This window comes from Mycoplasmatota bacterium (assembly GCA_018394295.1).
Classification (GTDB): Bacteria; Bacillota_I; Bacilli_A; order Haloplasmatales; family Haloplasmataceae; genus JAENYC01.
This window is the reverse complement of record CP074573.1, coordinates 2421357-2443339: the sequence shown is the minus strand read 5'-3', so window position 1 is coordinate 2443339 and position 21983 is coordinate 2421357. Positions and strand designations below refer to the sequence as shown.

Sequence of the window (21983 nt, the reverse complement as noted above, 5' to 3'; positions counted from 1 at the left end):
TTGAAAAACATGTAAAGGTGATTTTAGTTTAATTTAGTTAATAGACAAAATTGGTTTAACCTATGAATAGGTTATTCGTTTTTTGTGCACTTTTATTTTAATTTAATGGAGGAGACAATGAATTTAAACCAGTACGGTTACAATCTTTTTTTTGAGAAATCATATAACGATAAAAATAATAAAAACCTTTTGCCAGGGAGAGTTATTGAAGAACATGGTAAATATTTTAAAGTGGTAACAGAATTAGGTGTTTTACAGACAGAATTATCTGGAAAATACAAACGTGAATTAAGAAGTGAATTTATTCCCGCAGTGGGAGATTGGATTACATTAGAGAAGTTACCAAATGAAGATAAAGGTATTATTCAAGATGTTTTACCTAGACAATCAAAATTTTCACGTAAAGTGGCGGGTCAAGAAACGATTGAACAGGTAGTCGTCGCAAATTTTGATACAATGTTTATATTTAATTCCCTAAACAGTAATTATAATTTAAGACGTATCGAAAGGTATTTAGTATTAGCATGGGAAAGTGGAGCAGTTCCTGTTATTATCCTTAGTAAATCAGATTTATGTGATGATGTAGAAAGAAAAATATATGAGGTTAGAAACAGTGCACCAGGTGTTGATGTCTATGCTGTTAGTTCTCTTACAGGATATGGATTAGATGCAATTAGAAAATACTTTAAACCAGGAAAAACAATTGCTTTATTAGGTTCTTCTGGTGTTGGTAAATCATCACTTGTGAATAATTTAGTTGGAGAAGAGATATTAAAAGTTCAAGAGATAAGAGAGCAAGATGATAGAGGAAGACATACAACAACTCATCGGGAATTAGTTTTATTACCAAATGGTAGTATGATTGTTGATACCCCAGGAATGCGTGAACTTGGTTTATGGCAAGGAAGCGAGGGGTTAAGTGAAACTTTTAGTGATATCGATGAAATCGCCCAATCTTGTCGCTTTAATGATTGCCAACATATGACAGAACCAGGTTGTGCTGTTAGAGAAGCTATAGACAATGGAACCTTAGATATAAAACGATTTAATAGTTATATAAAACTAAAAAAAAAAACGGCTTATGTACAGATGAAATCTGATCAAAGACTTCGTGCTGAACAAAAACGTCGCGGGAAAGAACTAGCCAAATTTCACAATTTTAAACAAAAACAAAGAGCTAAATAAAACCTCAAAATTTTGAGGTTTTTTCTTTTTTTTGTGAATAGTTCTTGACAAATTACTAATGATAGTAATATATTAATAATAACATAATGATAATAAGGAGGAAGTTATGGATAATGAACAAACATTTTTAAAGAACTATGATGTGACAAAATATGCTAGACCCTCTGTTACAGTTGATACATTAGTTTATACAGTTACGAAAGAAGAAAGTTCTAACTACAGAAAACTTCCGAGAAAAGTGTTTAAAGTATTACTAATTAACAGAAAACAGCATCCCTTCAAAGATAATTGGGCAATACCAGGTGGTTTTGTTAACATGGATGAGAATTTAGAAGATGCAGCAAAAAGAGAATTAAAAGAAGAAACGAATATTGATAATATCTACCTTGAACAGTTATATACCTATGGTGATGTAGGACGTGATCCTAGAACGAGGGTTATTAGTTGTTGTTATATGTCATTAGTGGATAGTTCTAATTTTAATGTGAAAGCAAGTGATGATGCTTTAGATGCGAGATGGTTTGAAATTCAGTATAAATTAAAAGAAGAACAAAAAAATATAAGTAATAAGGGTTATATTAAACGAAAAACTTATCAATTAACATTAATCAATAATGATATTGAATTAGATGCTTTAATTAATGTGATTATAGAAGCACAAGGTAGTAATGTTTCTATTAAAAGAGAGATTGTTTCATCAAATAAAATTGCTTTTGATCATGGTTTAGCGATTTCTTATGGAATAGAGAGATTAAGAAATAAGATTGAATATACAGACATTGTGTTTAATTTAATGCCAGAAGAGTTTACATTGACTGAATTACAACAAGTGTATGAGGTTATATTGGATAAAGAATTATTAAAAGCTAATTTTAGAAGAAAAATTGCAGACATGGTCATAGAAACGAACAATTATAGAAAAGATAAAGGGCATCGTCCATCTAAATTATACCGATATAATCCTAATTGGGTTGATTTACATATCGAAAGGAGAAATTAAAATGAAAAATAAGGAAATGTTTTTAAAGAACAGTGAAGCGATTTTAGGTAAAATAGTAGAACAATTAGATAATTTAGAAGCGGTTGATTTAAAGACATTAGATAAAAATAAAACGGCAGTTGTTATAGTGGATATGGTTAATGGATTTGTTAAAAAAGGTGCTTTACAGAGTGATAGAATCGCTAGTTTAGTGCCTGAAGTGGTTAAAATAGCTAAATGGTGTGATGAATTACAGATAAAAAAGGTAGTTTTAGCGGATAGTCATCCTGAAAATACACCTGAATTTAAATCATACCCTTGTCATTGTGTCAAAGGAACAGAAGAAGCAGAAGTCGTTAATGAAATAAAAACAATAGGTAATTATTTATTAATTGAAAAAAATTCGACTAATGGTTTTATAGAACCAGTATTTCAAAAATGGTTGATAGAAAATAAAGAAATTAATAATTTTATTGTTGTAGGGGATTGTACCGATATCTGTGTTTTACAATTTGCTTTAACGTTAAAAACACATTTTAATCGTATTAATGAAGATAGTCGAATTATTATTCCGATGAATGCTGTTGATACTTATGATTTTGAGACTCATAATGGTGATTTAATGCATTTGATAGGATTATATTTTATGATGATAAACAGTATAGAAATAGTAAAAGAAATAATTATATAGAGGTAGAAAAATGGATATAAAAAGAAATTTAACATTACTTACAGATTTTTATGAATTCACGATGGTAAATGGATTTTTTGAAGATAATAAAAAAGACACAATCGCTTATTTTGATATGTTTTTTCGTAAAGTGCCAGATAATGGTGGATTTGCGATTATGGCAGGAATAGAACAAGTTATAGAATATATCCGTAATTTACATTTTACTGATGAGGATATTCAATTTTTAAAAAACAAAAACATGTTTAGTGAAGATTTTTTAGATTATCTAAAAAACTTTAATTTTTCTTGTAGTATTTGGGCAGTTGAAGAAGGAATGCCAATATTTCCTAATGAACCGATTGTTGTTGTTAAAGGACCTGTTATACAAACCCAACTCATTGAAACGATGATTTTATTAACGGTTAATCATCAAAGTTTGATAGCCACAAAAACAAATCGTATTGTAAGAGCAGCGAAAAACCGTGCAGTAATGGAATTTGGAAGTAGACGAGCACAAGGTTATGATGGAGCAGTTTATGGCGCTAGAGCGGCTTATATTGGCGGTTGTGTGGGAACTGCTTGTACATTAGCCGATCAAGCATTCAAGGTTCCAGCATTAGGAACGATGGCACATAGTTTCGTACAACTGTATCCTACTGAGTTAGATGCATTTAAAGCTTATGCACGTATCTATCCTGATAATTGTACGCTATTAGTTGATACATACAATGTGATAAAATCAGGAATTCCTAATGCCATTAAGACTTTTAATGAAGTTCTTATCCCATTAGGGTATAGACCAAGAGGCGTTAGAATCGATAGTGGAGATATAACTTATCTATCTAAAACAGCAAGGAAAATGTTAGATGACGCGGGATTTTCTGATTGTAAAATTGTAGCGTCTAACTCATTAGATGAATATATCATTCGAGATTTATTAATGCAAGGTGCTGAAATTGATATGTTTGGGGTTGGAGAACGCTTAATCACCTCAAAATCAGAACCAGTTTTTGGTGGGGTTTATAAATTAGTAGCGATAGAGGAAAAAGATAAAATTATTCCTAAAATAAAAATTAGTGAAAATGTCGCTAAAATAACAAACCCAGGATTTAAGCAAATTTATCGATTTTTTGATAAGAAAACAAATAAAGCACTAGCAGACGTCATAACATTAAATGAAGAAATCATTCAAGATGATGGTGAATATGAAATTTTTGATCCTAACAACATATGGAAGCGAAAAAAATTATCTAATTATTATGTGAAGAAATTGTTAGTTCCCATATTTGAAGATGGAAAATGTGTCTATAAACTTCCATCATTGTCAGAAATAAGAAGTCGATGTGAAAAACAAATCGAAACGCTTTGGGATACCATTTTACGTTTTGAGAATCCCCATGAGTATTATGTAGATTTATCACAAAAGTTGTGGGATTTAAAACAAGGGATGATTCATGAATATTCACTAAAATAAAAATAAAGGTGGATAAAACATGCGAATAAAAATACCAAAATTCTCTTTGGTGATCTTAATCGGTCCATCAAGTAGTGGAAAAACTACATTTGCGAAAAACCATTTTAAAGATAGTGAAATAATTTCTTCAGGTTATTGTCGTTATTTATTATCAGATGATGAAAATAATCAAACGGTGAGTAAAGAAGCGTTTGAATTGATGTTGTATTTGATTGATAAACGTTTAAGTTTACGAAAATTAACAGTCGTAGATGCCACAAATGTGTTAGAAAATACACGTTATAAATTGTTAGAACTCGCTAAAAAGCATCATTGTTTAACGGTTGCGATTGTCTTTAATATGTCAGAATGGATATGTTATCACAGAAACAAATTGCGGAAAGATCGTGATTTAGAAGAAAAAATTATTAAGTATCAATATAATCAGATGCAGTATTCCTTAATGAATCTAAAAAAAGAAGGGTTAAATTATGTGTATATTATGAACTCAATAGATGATGTTATGAAAACAAAAATATATGAAACGCCATTATATTGTGATAAAAGTGATGAGAAGGGACCTTTTGATATTATTGGAGATATACATGGTTGTTACGATGAATTAGTTAGTTTACTACAAAAATTAGGATATCAAATAGATATACAAGATGATAAGTATGAGATATACCATCCTGAAGGAAGGAAGGTAATTTTTTTAGGTGATTTAGTTGATAGAGGTCCTAAAATTGTCGAAGTTTTAAAGTTAGTAATGTCTATGGTTAAATCTGAGAATGCCTATTGCGTACAAGGGAATCATGATAATAAATTGTATCGTAAACTTGAAGGGCGAAACGTTCAAGTGAAGAATGGGCTTGAGGATTCTATTCAACAGTTATCAAAGGAATCACAAAATTTTATTGATAAAGTGAGAAACTTCCTAAAACATTTAGAAAGTCATTTAATATTTGATAATGGTCAATTAGTAGTTGCACATGCTGGAATTAAAGAAGAATTCATTGGTAGAACTTCAAAGCGCATAAGAAGTTTTACATTATATGGTGAAACTTCTAATGAAATGGATGAATTTGGTTTGCCGAAACGTTATTTATGGGCTAAAGACTATAAAGGAAAACCTCGGATTTTATATGGACATACACCTAATTTAGATGCATTTAGTTTAAACGAAGCAATTAATATTGATACAGGTTGTGTATTTGGTAATAAATTAACTGCTTATCGTTATCCTGAAGAAGATTTCGTTTCTGTGAAAGCTTTAAAACAGTATTCTGTACCAGCAAGACCAATGAAATAAAAAGAGAAAAGGGGGAACTGTGAAATATTTCAATAAATGGTGGAGTTATGTTATTATCGTTTTAATCTTATTTATACCGAGTTATTCAACAATAGCCTATAATCCAGAAAACACACAAGATGTGATAAAAGAGGTTTTGAGTTCTCCATTGATTTATAATAATAATTGGATATATGGAATGATTAAGATAATATTTATTTTTATTTTATTATTAAGTATTTACAATACTAAATATCAAAAAATATTAAATGGTTATTTCATATTATTATTTCTAGTAACAGCATTATTTCAAACAACTGCTTATACAGAAAACTTTGGATTTGTGATATTAACTGGAAATGCGATTTTGAATTTAATTGTTTGTATATTTTGGTATATACAAGCAGTTAAGTCAAAACCTAATCAAATTAAAAAAAGTAAGAGTAATTTGAAGTATGGATTAATATTCTTAGCGTTTATTGCTTTTTATTTCCCTGTTAATAGTAGTGGAATAAATATTGACTTTTCATTAAAGAATCTATTGATTAATAATTCAATGGTTACTTTCTGTATGATAACACCAGTTGCCTTAACGATTAATTTATTTTTGATTAATAAAATAAATTTTTATACTTTAAGAGTAACTGGTTTTATTGGAATAATTTTTGGAATAATAAATATGATTACCTGGTTTATCTTAAATCCTAAGATGACTTTAATGGGAATAGTGCATATTCCATTATTAGTTATCTCATTATATGCTTTTGTTATTAGTAATCAATACATCAAGGAGGATTAAAAATGGATGCATTAGAAGCAATTTTAACAAGACGAAGTATACGTAAATTTACTAGTCAAATAATTAAGGATGAAGATTTATCGTTATTATTAAGAGCTGGATTTGCTGCGCCATCAGCGCATAATAGACAACCCTTTGATTTCATTGTGGTTAAGGATGAAAAAATATTAAATGATTTAGCAAGTCATCATCCTTATGCTAAAATGTTACCACAAGCAGGCTGTGGAATTGTTGTCTGTAGCGATAATGAAAAGCAAGATGAAATGAGGGTGCTGAAAATCTAGTCTATTTTCAGATAACTAATATTAAATAAAAAAAGTTAGAAATGATTTAACTTCATTTTCTAACTTTTTTATTGTTTCTATTAAAGAATGAGATATATTCTATCCCATTAGTGTTACAATTCTTTTCAAGTTTACTGCGAATATTGTCATTGCTGATTGTATCTGCATACCTAAAAGGCCATGGGATTGACATCTTTTATATCCATGACTATTTTTCAATTCAGAATTTTTAGCTTCTATCTTATACCTTTCTTTTGCTAATTCTTTGAATTCTTTACTTTCTTGAAATTTTTCATGTTCTGCATGAACATTATCCTTCTTTAATGTAACTGTATAAGATCTACTATCTTGTCCTTCTTTATATCCACATTCTTCTTTAAATGGACACGTTTTACATTTTTCTACATCAAAATAATGCGTTTCTCGCAATGGAGTTCCTTCTATCTCATGTTTCTTTTTACCATGTAGTGCAACTCTAACTCCCATATGACCTGCTTTACATACATATCTTTTCGCATCTTTATTATATTCAAAATCCTCACATTTTCTTTTATTTCCTTTAGATACTGTTTTACTCAATTTTGAAACTAATTTAAATTCATTTTTTTTCGCATATTCTATTAGTTCTTTTTCTGAATACGCTCCATCCCCTATAAAAGCATCAACTTCAATTCCATTTTCTTTTGATTTCACATATAATTCTCTTGCTTGCTTTCCATCGTGTTTATCTCCACTTGTCACAACTGCCGCTGTGATAATTCGTTCTGGCACCATCGCGATATGTGTTTTATATCCAAAGAATGATGTATCAGCTGATTTATGTCCTACTTTTGCATCCTTTTCTACCATTGAATTTATTTCTTCAATATTATCATTTACTATTTCTTCTAATAAGTTTGTTTTTAATCTAATATTTTCTCTGATTAGTAAATTTTCATCATTTCTAATTAATTCAACTAATTCATTACAGTATTTTATATGATCGTCTATATTCTTTGATATTGGCTTTTCAGGCATCTTATCTTTATAACTTTCATCAGTCTTATATACTACTTTTCGTAAATTTTTTGATTTCTCTTCTAAGATTTCAAGTGGTGATTTATAATTAAACATACTATTTGTATGTGTTGAGTCTACTATTATTTGTTTTGATTTTATTAATCCTAAGTTTAGTGCTAGCTCTACTGTTTTTGAAATTAGTTTATCTAATAATTCTCCATCTTTTAATCGTAACTTTCTAAACTTTGTTAAACTTGTTGGATGGATAATATCTGTTTCTTCTGGAGCTATTTCTAAAAAATACTTATATGCCATATTTAATTGTGCTTGCTCAACTAAATCTCGGTCAGACATTGGATACATTACTTTTAATAATAATAATTTAAACATAAAAATAGGACATTTCGCTGTCGCTCCATTATCCTTTGTATATTTATCTTTTAATTCTTCATAAACAAATTCAAAATCCACTAATTCTTTAAATTTTCTTAATATATGATTCTTTGGAACCACAATATCATACAACTTACTGTATGGACTTAAGACAAGTTCTTTATTAGGTAGCATACTATCACCAATTTCAAATTATTTTCTACCTTCATTATATCATTTTTCACTTTCTTTTCGTTGTATTTATATGAAAAAAGGAAGAATAATTAATATACTCTTCCCAATTCATAATTTGATGAGACTTTTTCAGCAGCCTCGATGAAATTGGTTTTTCTGTTTCTGATTGTTCAGCAGCGATAGAAAATATATTGTTAGCTGCACATGCACTTAATTATGGTGCAGTTTGGTGTGGTTTATATCCTACACCTGAGTTAATTAAGATGTCTGAGGAAATATTAAATCTACCAGATAGAATTATACCGATAGGATTAATTGCGGTTGGATACAAAGCTGAGGATAAACCAGCAAGAGATATTTATGATGAAAATAGAATTCATTATAATCACTGGTAAAAAAAGAGCACTTGATTTTTCAAGTGCTCTTAGTATTTAATTATTCCATATTAATTCTGCCCATTCAGGATGGTCGATAAATGGATTTCTATTACCTTGATAGTCTTCATAAATAACATTGTTTCTATTCATCTCAAATTCATCTACTGGGTCTAATCGATTCCATTCTAATAATACAGATAATCTTCCCATATAAGGTCTTGAACCATTATTAACATGATCGTTAAGTTCTAGGTCAACTTCACCATGTTCTCCTTCATAACGGACTGCCATATAAAAAATCATACGTGCAACATCACCTTTAACATTATCGCTTGGTTCCCAAGAATCACTATCTGTTTTACATTGTTTACATTCTTTATCATAATTTCCGCCATAATCAAAATCTTTATTGCCTCTTGTACTATTAACAGAAGCATCAGTTGGTCTTAAATGATGAAGATCTGTTCCTGGCCCCATTGATTTTCCAAAATCACCATGAGATTTGGCCCAAACGTGTTCTCTATTCCAATCATCTCTGTCACCACCAAAAGTAGATTTGGCTTGTGAACGTCCTGTATATAATAAGATTACATTATTTGAATTATTTGGATCTTCATCTGTATCTCTAAGCGCGTATTTAACCTCGTCATAGGTTAATTTCGTGTGATTATCAATAATGTCATTTAATGCTCGTTTTAATTGATCACCTGTTTTTCCAATAGCATCTTTATAGTAGGAATTATCAAGCGATGAACTATTAGATTCAGTTGTTGTCGTCGTTTCTTCAGTTGTCGTCGTTGTTTCTTCAGTAGTTGTCGTTTGTTCTTCAGTAGTTGTTGTCTGATCAGTCGTCGTTTGCGCAGTAGTAGTTGTTGTACTAGTAGAAGTAGTTGAATTAATTGATACGTTACAACCAACTAAGGTTACGAGAACTAACAAAGTTATAATTGTGCGAAATTTACTCATTTTATATCCTCCAGTATATTATATTCATATGATATCATAAATTGATTTATTTTTAAATCCTATTATATGTATCATCTTAATAAACAATTTAGTGAAAGTAATTACTAATTTCATAAATTCAGTGTAAAGATGTATATCAAAAATTTGACTTAATTTTTTATAAAGAATTTTTATACAAAACAACAATTTGTTTAAGATATTCGATTACTTGAACACTATGTTTTAACCCACCTAAACGATTTCTTTGAAACCAAATTAGTTGATGATTTTTTATGGTCATGTCTAATTCAGTAATAATTTCATTTATTAAAGTGGCTTTTTCTTCTTTATTTAATTGTTCACTTAACATTTGATTAACTTTTAATAAGGTGTGTAAGAAGAAGATACTTTGTTTAATTTCACTAATTACAAGTTCTCCATCCTCACATTCTAATTCAACTAATTCAATTCTACTAGAGATAAAATTTAAGTAATTAACTAATGTTTGATAATTTTTAGTCGGGAATACATTTTTTTTCATTTTATTAATGTAATAAGTTAATGGGTCTCCATTCATACCATTAGAAGCATTTAATGCCCAAATTAACGAATGAAATGTTTTAGTTCCATTAGAAGTATAAGTTCCTTCATAACGATAATAATTGCCTAAATCTAAGAGAATATCACCGATTAATTTTGATTTATCTTTAAACATAATATTAAGTGACTCTGCAAGGTTTTTATAAAGACCTTCTTCAACACCCCAGGATGTCATGGCCCCATAGACTAAACCAGGATAGGTAAAGGGTAAGTATTGAAGATGTCCAACATCTCCCCAATCAGTTAGTATTATTCCTTCTCCTTTGTATAAGTAGGAATAGTATGAAGCATTTTTAATATTTTCTAACATGTCCATTGTTCTACCTGTTATTGAGCACCAGCTAGATGTTCCCGGACAAGCCATAAATTTAGTATTACAATTAGCTAAATTTTTAAGTGATTTACTAAATGGAGAATTGATATCATAACCCCAATCTAGGAAAATCATATCATCGGGTATTTCATCAATTAAATCAAGATGTTTATTTAATACATCAGCCCAAATTAATGGGGTTTTATTATAGGATTTGATATGTTCATATAATTTTTTCATATATTCAATATATACTTTTCCTTCACCAAATTGCTCACATACTTCTTTACTTCTACCATAACCTAATTCAAATGGTTCATCAAAGTTCATATTGAAGTATTTAGAATTACTATAAGGTAACATATCATCATACATTTTTTTAACTAACTCTATACTTTTTTCATCTAAAGGATTAAGCGTTGATGCAGGTCTGTTTCCTCCCCAAATTGTAAATCCATCTGGACATTCAGCTAAATCTTTAAATTCATCTTGAGCAAGCCAAGGGGCCATATGACCAAAACCATTTTGATTTGGAACCATATCAATAAATAGGTCATTACAGTATTTTTCTAATGTCTGATATTCTTCGATCGTTACTGGTGTATTCCCTTCTGTATATTGCGAGAAACTAGGGTATCCAAAAGAAAAACCTTCAACATATAATTCAAAATGATTATATTTTAAGTCACTCAATTTGTTGATAAATTCATATAATGTTTCCATCGTTGGAATCTTATCACGACTAATATCAAGCATAAAACCACGTGTTTTTAAACTAGGATAGTCATGAATGATTAAGTTATGAATCTTATTATTTTCTTGTTGATTGATAATTTGTTTAAGTGTTTTTAATGCATAAAATGCACCGTTTACAGTATGATAACTAATTGTAATGATATCATTGTTAATTTCAAGTATGTATCCTTCATTATTTAAATCAGTATTTTGGATAAAAATGAGATTATTATTTTCATTTTTAAAATCAACAATAAATAATTTGTTCAATACTTGATAGACTTCTTCAAATTGTTTTTTATACTTCACATTAATTTCAGTATTGATTGAGAAATATCCTTCAGTAATTTTCAAACTTTTAACTTGAGGTACGATAAAATACATTTTTATTAACCATCCCTTTATTATTTATTCTGATTTCATTTTATAATGAAAAAGTTATCTATACAAGTGTGTAAAATGAATTATTTAGAATAATTAATAATCTTAATTTGATTATACATAAGAAAAACAGAATATAACTATAAATACTCTGTTTTTTTAATCTTATAAAAATGAATTATAGGAAAATATTTTTTACTGTATCTATTTTTATACCAGGCGTTTTTTTTAAAGCAATGTATACATTGTCCTTGTCAAATAATAGTCCGCCTCCTTCATCAATAGATATTTCTAGTTCTTTTACTTTATCCCAACTATTCATATCCCATATAATTGCTTTACCTTCAGCTTGACTTGATGTAAGTAGATAATGGTTCCAGTAAAAAAGCCCATTTATTGCTTTCTTATGTACATTTTTAAACCTATTTAATAGATTCCCTGTTTTTTTATCCCATATAATAATCGATAAATCAGAAGAACCAGATATAATATACTTATCAGTTACACATACTCTTTGAACGTTTCTTTTATGACCAGTTAATATATTAACAACTTCAAAATTCTTCTTATCCCAGATCATTATCGACTTATCCACAGAAGCTGTATATAGATAATTTTCATCATAACACATTCCCCAAATAGTACCACCATGTTTTTCTAGTATTGTTGGATTGTCAAAATTATTTTTACTTATAACAACAAGTTTACCATTTCTGATTGAGAAGTAAACATGTTCTTTATCATTTAGTGGTTTTCCAAGGTCAGAACTTAGGTCTTGTCCGTATCTACATTTATAAATTTGTTTGAAGTTTATTTTATCAATCACATAGAAATGATAATTGCTTGTACAATAAATATTATGTTGATCCACAGTAACTTGAATGCCTTTTTCTAAGTCATCAAGAATTTTAATGCATTCTTTACTATCTTTATTCCATTCAAATATTTTGTCCTCACTAGTTGTATAGATGTGTTTGTTATCAATAGCTATACTTGAAATTCTTTTGTTAATCAATTCTAATCTTGTCATATAATTCCCCTTTATGGTGATAGTATTTATAGATTTAAGATTTAAAAATAATTTTTATACAAGAGTAAATATAGCATGATTCTTCATAAATCAGTGTCAAATAATGTCGAAATTTATAATATACATAGTAATATAGGTAAAACAAATCCCAATATTGGGATATAATTAGGAATTTAATTCATTAGAGATAAAGTATAGATATTCTAATACAACCAAATATTTAACTATTAATAGTGTTTTTTGGGGTTAATGTTAAAAATAATCGTTCTTTTCAATTTAAGTGTTGATGATTATGCAAAAATCCCATATCGATATTCATAATAAGCATCTTTTAAAGATATTGGATAATCAAAATTTAACGTATCCTTATTAGATAAATGATGATTGTATTTTAATAAGTTATACATTATATTTGCATGATCTTTTCGATTAGTTCTATAATGTAATTGTTTTTTATATAGGTAAAATGATAAGTAATCTTGTAAATGTCTTATAGATACACCATGACTATTTTTTATAATCTTAGTAATCCCGGTAGCCAATTGATTAATATCACCTAAACTATTACCTAGATTAGTAGTATAACGTTTTTTATTAGCTATCACAGGAACTTTATCATTCTTAACACCTAAATTATTCGCAAATTGTTGAATACATGGTTTACTGTCAGAAATAATTAAAGTTGTATCCATAAATTTATCGGTATATTTAGTGTATTTTTCCATTGATTCCGATCCAACTCCAGCTATCTCAAGCAACATATTATCATTTTCATCGATTGCAGCGACAATACATACTTTGTGATGAGATATACCTGAATATGCAGTTATTACCTCTCTTTTTACTATGTCTAGGCATATTTGATGGTTTGGTTCCTTTAAGATTTATCTTTGTATAAATACAATCTAATTCAACTTTACTAGATAAAGTTTCTTTCATCTTTAAGTTTCTGATTGCTTTATAAAGCTTATGTCGCATATAAAAACAAGTTGTGACACTTAAATTAGTATAATAAGCAGTTTCTTTTAAAGATAATCCTGATATTTCACAATCAATAAATTTTAACCATATATCTTCAGTACATCTACTTCTATAAAGAAGAGTGTTAGATGTATCACAAAATGATTTATTACACTCGCGACAAATGTATCTTTGAATTCCTTTGTTTGTTTTTCCATTTTTAACAAACTCAACTGAACCACAATGTGGACAATTCAAACAAATATCGCTTTTAGATTCTATAGGGTTATTGAAAGACATAATGAAACTAAAAACATCTTCATAATTCTTTATAGATAGTTTATTTAATTCATTAATTAAATCTATTTTATTTATCATTCTAATTACCTCACTTTATAATTTCATTATAAAGTGACTTATTACATCATAGATGTAACAATAAAAAAATATCAACACTTAAATTGAATTTAGCGAAAATAATTAACATTTGATGATTTATTTCAAAGGACATTTTCATCGATTTTTTTACTTTATATTAGTTTCACCAAATGTAACAGATGGTAATATTATGAACAATTTTTTTATTATCCTTCATAACTCTTCTTCATTTCATAAAAAAATAAGCTATACTATTATTTAATAAGGATTAGTTATCACTTGTTGAATTTACGATGAAAATACTGAAAACGTTTTATTAAAAAAAAGCATTGAAATTAACTTTTTTTTATGATTTAATGTAACAAAACGTTGAAGAAAAGTAGTAAGCGAATCACTATTTTTAAGAGATCTACTGGTTGGTGTGAAGTAGAAGATATATTTGCTGAACGTGTTTTGGAGTTGGATTATCGAAGATTTGAGGTAATTACGTATGTCTGCGTTAAAGATTAGAGACCTTATATCCTTTTTGTGATATAAGAATCAAGGTGGTACCGCGATTTTGATAAGTCGTCCTTATTTTAAGGATGGCTTTTTTTATATTTATAAAGGAGTGAGATTATGGAGAAATTATTTAATTACAATTCGATTAAAGATTGGATCCCTTTTATTAGTAAAGGGTTAGGAATTACATTATTAATCGCTTTATTCGCAGCTGTCATTGGTGTTGTAATTGGGATAATTGTGACATTAATAAATAATAATAAGAAATTAAGTAAAGTTGCTTTCTTTTATGTTGATATATTAAGGGGAACACCGCTTATTTTACAGTTAAGTATCATTTACTTTGCTTTTCCACAAGTTGTAAATATCATTTTAAATAGGTTTCTTAACTTAGGAATTGAATTTACAATTAGTGCCTTTATGGCAAGTGTTATCACATTTAGTTTAAATTCAGGTGCTTATATATCTGAGGTTATAAGATCAGGAATAAACAGTGTTGATAAGGGTGAGATTGAAGCAGCGATTTCCCTAGGTGTAAAAAAACGGCACATTTACAAAGATATCATACTCCCAATTGCGTTTAAGAACTCATTTCCAGCTCTAATGAATGAATTTATTACTTTAGTAAAAGAATCATCAATTGTATCAGTGATCGGGTTGAAAGACTTAATGAGAAGACAACAAATTGTAACATCACAAACTTATTTATACTTTGAACCATTACTTGTGGTTGGGGTTATTTATTATGTTGTGATTAAGGTATTGAGTTATGTAGGACGTAAGGTAGAAAAGAGGTTAAATTATGATTAAAGTAGAGAAATTATATAAAAACTTTGATGATAATCAAGTTTTAAAAAATATAAATGTTAGTTTTGAAAAAGGTAAAACTACAGTAATTCTTGGTAGTAGTGGGAGTGGAAAGTCTACATTATTACGATGTTTAAATCATCTAGAAACACCAACAAGTGGTAATATCTATTTTGAAGGTGAATTGCTAGATAAAAAAAATATTATCGAACATCGAAAAGAGATGGGAATGGTATTTCAATCGTTTAATCTTTTTTCAAATATGTGTGTGATTGCTAATGTGATATACGCACAAAGGAAAGTACGTCATATAGAAATAGAACAGGCTATCAAGAATGCTAGATTTTTACTTAATACAGTAGGTCTTAGTGAAAAAGAAAATGAATACCCAAGGAAACTAAGTGGTGGTCAAAAACAGCGAGTGGCAATTGCAAGAGCACTAGCGATGGAACCTAAAGTGTTACTATTTGATGAACCAACAAGTGCACTTGACCCAGAAATGGTAAATGAAGTATTAGATGTGATTAAAGATTTAACAACTAAAGGTTATACGAGTATAATTGTTACTCATGAAATGGGATTTGCTAAGGAAGTCGCTGATTATATAATTTTCATGAATGATGGAGAAATTGTTGAATATAAGCCATGTAAAGACTTCTTTGAAAATCCAAAAAGTGAACGTGCTATCGCGTTCTTAAATAAAATATTATAGGAGAAATGAAAATGAAAAAGATAAGTGTATTAGTATTATTTATTATTACAGTATTAGGATTAGTTGGATGTGGAAAAAAGGGAGAAACAGTTACAGTTCTAACTTCAAGTGGGTATGAACCATATGAAATGGTTGGAACCGACGGAAAGTTAACTGGATTTGATATTGAATTAATGGAAGCTTTAGCTCATGAAGTTGGAATTAAAATTAAATGGAAGGATGTTGATTTTGATGGAATTCGTGCTTCTTTACAATCCGGTCAAGCTGAAATAGCGATTGCTGGTATAACACCAAGTCCTAAAAGAGCTTTATATGTTGATTTTAGTGAAATATATTATAATAGTGAAGATGGACTTGTTAATTATTTTGTTTCTAAATCATCAAATCCAATAAAATCTTTAGAGGATTTAGATGGGTTAGTAGTTGGTGCCCAACTTGGTACTGTTCAAGCCAATTTAATAAGCGAATTAGCTAGTAAATATAATTTTACAGTTGATCTAAGAAATTATAATACACAAATAGTAGAAGAGATTAACGCTGGAAGAATAGATGTATTAGTTGTTGAGAGTCTTGTTGCTGAATCAATTTTAGAAGTAAATGATAATTTAAGTAAGGAAATTTTTGATTATACCTTAGATTCAAAATATGGAAACGCAATTGCCTTTACTAAAGGAAGCGAATATGTAGAAGAATTTAATAAAGCAATTGTTAAATTACAAGAAAATGGTAAGATAGATGAATTAGTTAAAAAATGGTTTGATTAATAATATATGACTATGGATACCATTTGGTAATAAAAACTATATTAAAGTATGATTATATATATTAAGATCTCTAGTTTCTGACAAAGCTAGTTTAAAATAATAATGGTTTGATTGTATATAAAAGACTATTGAAGGATAGGTATTCCAACAATAGTCTTTTTGTACATATTAATAGTATTATCCAAATAATGATAAAATCATGTTTATATTAGATTGTTATTTTAAATATACAGTCATTTCCTCCACAAGCTACAGCTTCTACAATCTCAGAAGATTTAATATTTTCACAAATCATACGATACATTTTAATTACATGTCCATTACAACATTCACACCATGTTTTAGACACAGGTTCATATGTTTCCAACTTTCGAAACATTCCACAAACACATTTTTCTAATCCAAAGGATACATAGAGTGTATCACCATCTCTTTTAACGTATCCAGGTGCTAAGAACTTTGAGTATTCATGTAAAAATTCATCTAGGTTATTAGTCTTTTCTTTTAGCTCATTTATTTTAGCGACTTGTTCTTTTGATGGATTACAAGTATGCATTTGCCTTATTTTTTTGATAGTGTTTTCATCAAGTAATATATCCATTCTATCCATGATAATTTTTCCTAATTCTGCTTGTTCTTTCGCAGGCATTTTATCTGGAAGATCAGCATATTCAGGAAAAATTTCTTTAACCATCTCTTCTCCTAAAACTTCTTTAATACTACGATAAATTTGATAAAACTTGAAAATTGCCATTATATCACCTCATAATATTTTTCTCAACAAATTAATTTCAAATGTGTTACTTTTATTATGGTTCTCTTAAAACACAGTACATTTCCTAACCGAACATCTCATAACCATTAATTCATCTCTTTCCAATTGAAACTCTTCTTGGATACCTACTGTGGTTAAAGGTTAATTAACCGAATCAATGAGTGTATCAAATCTTTTTCCATAAAGGCTTGACCCTTAATCGGAAATTTATCTAAAACAGCTAACCCTTTATAACATAACTCTAATGCAGTATCAGGGTTATGATTCACATAAAACTCGTAATATGCTTTTACACGACAACCATTAATATCTTTATCTTTTTTTAAGATATTTCCACCATGCTTATAATATTTCTTAGCTCTATCTATATCATTCGTAATACATCCTACATAACAGAGTTCATAGTATACCACAGGTAATGTTGGAGTGGGAAAGTTATCAATGTTTTCTTCTAATAAGTTAGCATATAAAAATATTTTATCATCATAATTTTTATCTAATGCTTGAAAATAAGCATATATGATAATGTATAAATCAAATGAAGTAAGATTATCTAAATTTAAATTTGGTATATCTAAATGATTAGGACGAATACCCGCTGATAATTTAGTTAATAATCTTTTCATTACAAGTAATTTCTCCGCAAATGGTTTCTTTAACAACATACTCCAAATCACTTTTCCATCTGAGGGATTATTACTTGTCATAATCGGCAATAAATTTAAAACACCTATAAGTATAGAGGATATTCCTAAAAAACTAAAAAATTGACTAAGTGATCCATTAATTAAAGATAGTATTAAAAAAAATGTACCTGAAATGACATTGAATAGAATTCCACTGGCATAAAATAATACAAGTTTATAATTAGGTAATTCTTTTTCAGGTGGAATCATTCCACATAATCCACTATATCCTCTATTTTTAATTATTAAAAATTTCATTTTACCATTTTCTTTACTCCATGAAAAAAATCCAATTCGATAGGATAAGAGTTTATATCCAAATAATTTACCGATTATAAGATGTCCGAATTCATGGATATTAATAATCAATATACAGATAACAATAATCTGTAAAAATATTAATAGTATTAATTTAATAGCATTAGTTCCTCCACCTATTATTAAAAGGGCATAAAATAGTACAATGATCATATAAAACAATAATTTTAAACGCTTAAATATTTTACCATTCTTAACTTTAGATTTTTTTTCCATAAACCTCTCCAATTTTATTATAAATAATATGTTAAATAAATAAATTAGATTTTATAAAAAAGTAAAAACACTTTATAATTCTTTAATATTTTAAGTACAAATACTCAACTTACGCTGATAATAATTCCTAATTTTATCTTTATATGACCAGGTAATTAATAAATGCATCAAAAATAGCGTAAGGAGAACTGATGTAATAATATATAACAAACTGCCTTAAGATACATCTCTTAAAGCAGTTATTTTTAACAGTAAATTTTTATTTAGGAAAGGTAAACTTTAATTATTTAAATTTAACAGCTGTCCCATAAACAAGTACTTCAGCAGCCCCTGACATTACATTACTTGTTGAATATCTAACATTAATAATAGCATCAGCATCCAATCTTTCTGCTTCTTCGACCATTCTTTGGGTAGCGATTTGACGTGCTTCATTTAACATTTTACTATATGAAGTTATTTCTCCACCAACCAAAGTTTTTAATCCACTTAATATATCTTTTCCTAAATGCTTAGATCTAATAGTTGAACCTCTAACTAAAGAAATTGTTTCAAGCGTTTTTCCAGATACAAAATCAGTATTGACTATAATCATTTTTTTCTTCCTCCTTCATTTCATTAATTCTTTGAATATAAACAAAAATAATACTAATTAAAATAGCTAATGCTATAATACCACCAATTATTTTTGCTAATATTGTTTCAAACGCAAAAGTTATGAGTAAAAAATATCCTCCAATAATGATGAAGCCTATAAATCCAAAAATAGCTGGGGCAATATATTTCATATATAAATCACCTCTTAATTTATAGTATATCAAGATTTTATTGAATATACAAGTTTTTACCAATCTAGAAAAATTATTTTATATTAGGTTTTATAGAGCTGAATGAGAAATATTTAGTTTCCATCTCCATTAAATATGAATTCTCTTAAATCTTCGGGTAATTCAACATAGTAATATATCTTACGAGGTGAATTGATATATGTTTGATTATCATAAACATCAATTGTAAATAAATTTCTCCCAGTTAATCCATATTCATTTTCTTCAGTTAGTTCTCTTAATTTTACCTTATATCGTATTCCCCATTCTTCCTCAAAAACTAATTCTTTGGCTTCTTGTCTTGATCTACTACTGTAGTCTAATCCCCAAAATGATTGTATAAAGAATTTTATGTCTTCTTTCTACTACAAAAAGAATATCATAATAAATATTTTCTGAGAACAGTTATTTCATAAACTACGAGTTGAGATACATAATTTACATATTTACTCTATTTAAGATTATAACATACTTAAATAGAGTGGATTGTAACTTTTTAGTTACTTGTTTAGCACCTATTCAATCAATAAGAAACTTTCATAAAAATAGGTGAAATTCACTGTCTTTATAGTGAAATTCACCTTTTTTACTAAAACTTTAGCATGTATATATTGTATATTAGTAAACTAATAAACTACATAATATAAATATATTTATTAAAAATAATATCAACAACTATGCTATTTTACTCGAATTTTTTTCTTTAAATTGTGAATTATATAACTTAGAGTATAATCCGCTTCTAATAATAAGTTCCTCATGTTTCCCTCTTTCTATTATACCTTCTTTCGTTAAAACAACGATTTCATCTGCATTCTGAATCGTTGAAAGTCTATGGGCTATTACAAGAGTTGTTCTTCCTACAGATAAGATTTCTAAAGACTTCTGTATCTTTGATTCAGTTTCATTATCTAGGGCCGAGGTTGCTTCATCTAATATTAAAATTGAAGGATTTTTCAAGAATACTCTAGCAATTGATATTCTTTGTTTTTGACCCCCTGAAAGTTTTACTCCTTTTTCTCCTATATATGTATTGTAGCCTTCTGGAAGCCTAGTAATAAACTCGTGAATTTCAGCTTTCTTTGCTGCGTCAATAATTTCTTCATCATTTGCAGCTGGATTTCCATATAAGATATTTTCTTTTATTGTTCCAGTGAATAGAAATACATCTTGAGAGACTAATCCTATGTTCCTTCTTAATGATTCTTGTGTTACATCCTTTATGTCAATACCATCTATCATAATCTTCCCATTATCTACATCATAGAACCTTGGAATCAAATGACAAAGGGTAGATTTCCCACCTCCTGAAGGACCAACTAACGCCAAAGTTTTGCCTTTTTGGATGTGGATACTTATATCTGACAAAATTGGTACTTTTTCATTATAGCCAAATGTTACATTATTAACACTAATGCTTCCTCTTATGTTCTTAAGTTCAAAAGCATCCTCCTTGTCTAATATTTCTGGTTCAGTGTTCAGAACTTCTATGAATCTTTCAAAACCTGCCATACCTGCTTCATATTGTTGTGTGAATGCTATTAGTCTCATAATAGGTTTGAAAAAATAATTTGTGTATAATAAGTAAGCTACTAAATCTCCTATCCTCATAGCCTTACTATAGACTAAATATCCTCCGACAGTTAGAACAATAACATTTAGTATATTAGAAATTAAACTAATACCTGTACCTAATTCAGCTACTGATTTAAACGCAAATTCATTAGCTTCCTTAAATTCCCTATTACCTTTACCAAATTTCTCTATTTCGTATTTTTCATTGGTAAATGATTTTGTGACCCTTATTCCTGATATACTATTTTCGATTTGAGAATTTACTTCAGCTATTTTCTTCTGGATACTCTTAAAAGCAAAACCTATCTTTCTACGTTTCTTGATTCCAAATAATAACATAATAGGTATGAAAGCAAACATAATAAGAGTAAGTTTCCAGTTGATTGTAACAAGAATTATAAATGAACCTATTAGTAGTATAAAAGACAAAAATATATCTTCAGGGCCATGATGTGCTAGTTCTGATATTTGAAATAAATCATTTACTATTCTAGACATCAAATTACCTGTTTTATTCTTATCATAATATTTAAATGATAATTTCTGAAATCGTTTGAATAAATCTTTTCTCATATCATGCTGCATTCTTGTCCCTAAAACATGTCCCCAATAGTCAACAATATAATTCAATAGCGCTCTTAGAATAAAGAGGAAAACTAATGTCCCAGCTAGTATATATAATGTTCTTATGTTACCTTTTGGTATTACATCATCTAATATAGTCCTAGTTGCCATTGGAAAGATAAGGTCAATCCCAGCAGCTAAAAATGCACTTCCAATATCTAGTATAAATAGTTTCTTATGTGGTTTATAATAAGATATGAATTTTCTTAACATATTTTAATACCTCCTT

22 protein-coding genes and 1 other annotated feature are annotated in these 21983 nt (G+C 28.4%); of the genes, 11 read left to right on the top strand and 11 right to left on the bottom strand.

Annotated elements, in window-relative coordinates; translation table 11 throughout:
- Positions 1-117 precede the first annotated feature (117 nt).
- The 7 genes from rsgA to KHQ81_11310 all read left to right on the top strand — a co-directional run bounded on the left by rsgA (position 118) and on the right by KHQ81_11310 (position 6664).
- Positions 118-1185 carry a ribosome small subunit-dependent GTPase A gene (rsgA, locus tag KHQ81_11340; GenBank protein QVK17437.1) on the top strand — a complete coding sequence of 356 codons (1068 nt, stop codon included), beginning with the start codon at positions 118-120 and terminating at the stop codon, positions 1183-1185.
- A 106-nt stretch (positions 1186-1291) separates the two neighbouring features.
- Positions 1292-2185 carry an NUDIX hydrolase gene (locus KHQ81_11335; GenBank protein QVK17436.1) on the top strand — a complete coding sequence of 298 codons (894 nt, stop codon included), beginning with the start codon at positions 1292-1294 and terminating at the stop codon, positions 2183-2185.
- Between the two features lies 1 nt (position 2186).
- Positions 2187-2855 carry a cysteine hydrolase gene (locus KHQ81_11330; protein QVK17435.1) on the top strand — a complete coding sequence of 223 codons (669 nt, stop codon included), beginning with the start codon at positions 2187-2189 and terminating at the stop codon, positions 2853-2855.
- 10 nt (positions 2856-2865) lie between these two features.
- Positions 2866-4311: a nicotinate phosphoribosyltransferase gene (locus KHQ81_11325; protein QVK17434.1), complete on the top strand. Its 1446-nt coding sequence runs from the start codon at positions 2866-2868 to the stop codon at positions 4309-4311.
- Between the two features lie 19 nt (positions 4312-4330).
- Complete coding sequence (locus tag KHQ81_11320) at positions 4331-5602, top strand: metallophosphoesterase (GenBank protein ID QVK17433.1); 1272 nt, start codon at positions 4331-4333, stop codon at positions 5600-5602.
- Positions 5603-5621: 19 nt separating this feature from the next.
- The gene (locus KHQ81_11315) at positions 5622-6380 is read left to right on the top strand and encodes a hypothetical protein (GenBank protein ID QVK17432.1); all 759 of its coding nucleotides are present in this window, start codon (positions 5622-5624) and stop codon (positions 6378-6380) included.
- Positions 6381-6382: 2 nt separating this feature from the next.
- A complete protein-coding gene (locus tag KHQ81_11310; GenBank protein QVK17431.1) occupies positions 6383-6664 on the top strand; it encodes a nitroreductase family protein in 282 nt (93 codons plus the stop codon).
- A gap of 99 nt (positions 6665-6763) precedes the next feature.
- Here the strand turns inward: KHQ81_11310 and KHQ81_11305 are convergent, their stop codons facing one another.
- Complete coding sequence (locus KHQ81_11305) at positions 6764-8230, bottom strand: IS1182 family transposase (protein QVK17430.1); 1467 nt, start codon at positions 8228-8230, stop codon at positions 6764-6766.
- 191 nt (positions 8231-8421) lie between these two features.
- On the opposite strand from KHQ81_11305, the gene KHQ81_11300 reads away from it, so the two are divergent.
- Positions 8422-8625, top strand: a complete 204-nt coding sequence (locus KHQ81_11300) for a hypothetical protein (protein ID QVK17429.1) — start codon at positions 8422-8424, stop codon at positions 8623-8625.
- 36 nt (positions 8626-8661) lie between these two features.
- Here KHQ81_11300 and KHQ81_11295 read toward each other — a convergent pair whose 3' ends face one another.
- The 5 genes from KHQ81_11295 to KHQ81_11275 all read right to left on the bottom strand — a co-directional run bounded on the left by KHQ81_11295 (position 8662) and on the right by KHQ81_11275 (position 13949).
- Positions 8662-9573, bottom strand: a complete 912-nt coding sequence (locus KHQ81_11295) for an endonuclease (GenBank protein ID QVK17428.1) — start codon at positions 9571-9573, stop codon at positions 8662-8664.
- Between the two features lie 157 nt (positions 9574-9730).
- Positions 9731-11584, bottom strand: a complete 1854-nt coding sequence (locus KHQ81_11290) for a family 20 glycosylhydrolase (GenBank protein QVK17427.1) — start codon at positions 11582-11584, stop codon at positions 9731-9733.
- A gap of 175 nt (positions 11585-11759) precedes the next feature.
- Positions 11760-12611 carry a hypothetical protein gene (locus tag KHQ81_11285; GenBank protein QVK17426.1) on the bottom strand — a complete coding sequence of 284 codons (852 nt, stop codon included), beginning with the start codon at positions 12609-12611 and terminating at the stop codon, positions 11760-11762.
- Positions 12612-12901: 290 nt separating this feature from the next.
- Positions 12902-13372: a hypothetical protein gene (locus tag KHQ81_11280; protein ID QVK17425.1), complete on the bottom strand. Its 471-nt coding sequence runs from the start codon at positions 13370-13372 to the stop codon at positions 12902-12904.
- 10 nt (positions 13373-13382) lie between these two features.
- Complete coding sequence (locus tag KHQ81_11275) at positions 13383-13949, bottom strand: IS1 family transposase (GenBank protein QVK17424.1); 567 nt, start codon at positions 13947-13949, stop codon at positions 13383-13385.
- A 360-nt stretch (positions 13950-14309) separates the two neighbouring features.
- Positions 14310-14527: a binding site (T-box leader), on the top strand.
- A 40-nt stretch (positions 14528-14567) separates the two neighbouring features.
- Between KHQ81_11275 and KHQ81_11270 the strand changes: the two genes are divergently transcribed.
- From KHQ81_11270 to KHQ81_11260, 3 genes are read left to right on the top strand one after another with little or no spacing between them, the layout of a single operon-like run.
- A complete protein-coding gene (locus KHQ81_11270; GenBank protein ID QVK17423.1) occupies positions 14568-15260 on the top strand; it encodes an amino acid ABC transporter permease in 693 nt (230 codons plus the stop codon).
- A complete protein-coding gene (locus KHQ81_11265) occupies positions 15253-15969 on the top strand; it encodes an amino acid ABC transporter ATP-binding protein (GenBank protein ID QVK17422.1) in 717 nt (238 codons plus the stop codon). The genes KHQ81_11270 and KHQ81_11265 overlap by 8 nt, the downstream gene beginning before the upstream one ends.
- Positions 15970-15980: 11 nt before the next feature.
- Complete coding sequence (locus KHQ81_11260) at positions 15981-16733, top strand: transporter substrate-binding domain-containing protein (protein ID QVK17421.1); 753 nt, start codon at positions 15981-15983, stop codon at positions 16731-16733.
- A gap of 208 nt (positions 16734-16941) precedes the next feature.
- Here KHQ81_11260 and KHQ81_11255 read toward each other — a convergent pair whose 3' ends face one another.
- The 5 genes from KHQ81_11255 to KHQ81_11235 form a co-directional block, all read right to left on the bottom strand.
- A complete protein-coding gene (locus KHQ81_11255) occupies positions 16942-17487 on the bottom strand; it encodes a hypothetical protein (protein QVK17420.1) in 546 nt (181 codons plus the stop codon).
- A 155-nt stretch (positions 17488-17642) separates the two neighbouring features.
- Positions 17643-18728, bottom strand: coding sequence for a M50 family metallopeptidase (locus KHQ81_11250; protein QVK17419.1), 1086 nt, complete (start codon positions 18726-18728; stop codon positions 17643-17645).
- A gap of 283 nt (positions 18729-19011) precedes the next feature.
- Entirely contained in the window at positions 19012-19323 is a 312-nt protein-coding gene (locus KHQ81_11245) for a YbjQ family protein (GenBank protein QVK17418.1), read from the bottom strand.
- Entirely contained in the window at positions 19304-19516 is a 213-nt protein-coding gene (locus KHQ81_11240; GenBank protein QVK17417.1) for a hypothetical protein, read from the bottom strand. Before KHQ81_11240 ends, KHQ81_11245 begins: the two co-directional genes overlap by 20 nt.
- Positions 19517-20230: 714 nt before the next feature.
- On the bottom strand, positions 20231-21967 hold the full coding sequence (locus KHQ81_11235) for an ABC transporter ATP-binding protein (GenBank protein ID QVK17416.1): 1737 nt from the start codon (positions 21965-21967) through the stop codon (positions 20231-20233).
- Positions 21968-21983: the final 16 nt, after the last annotated feature.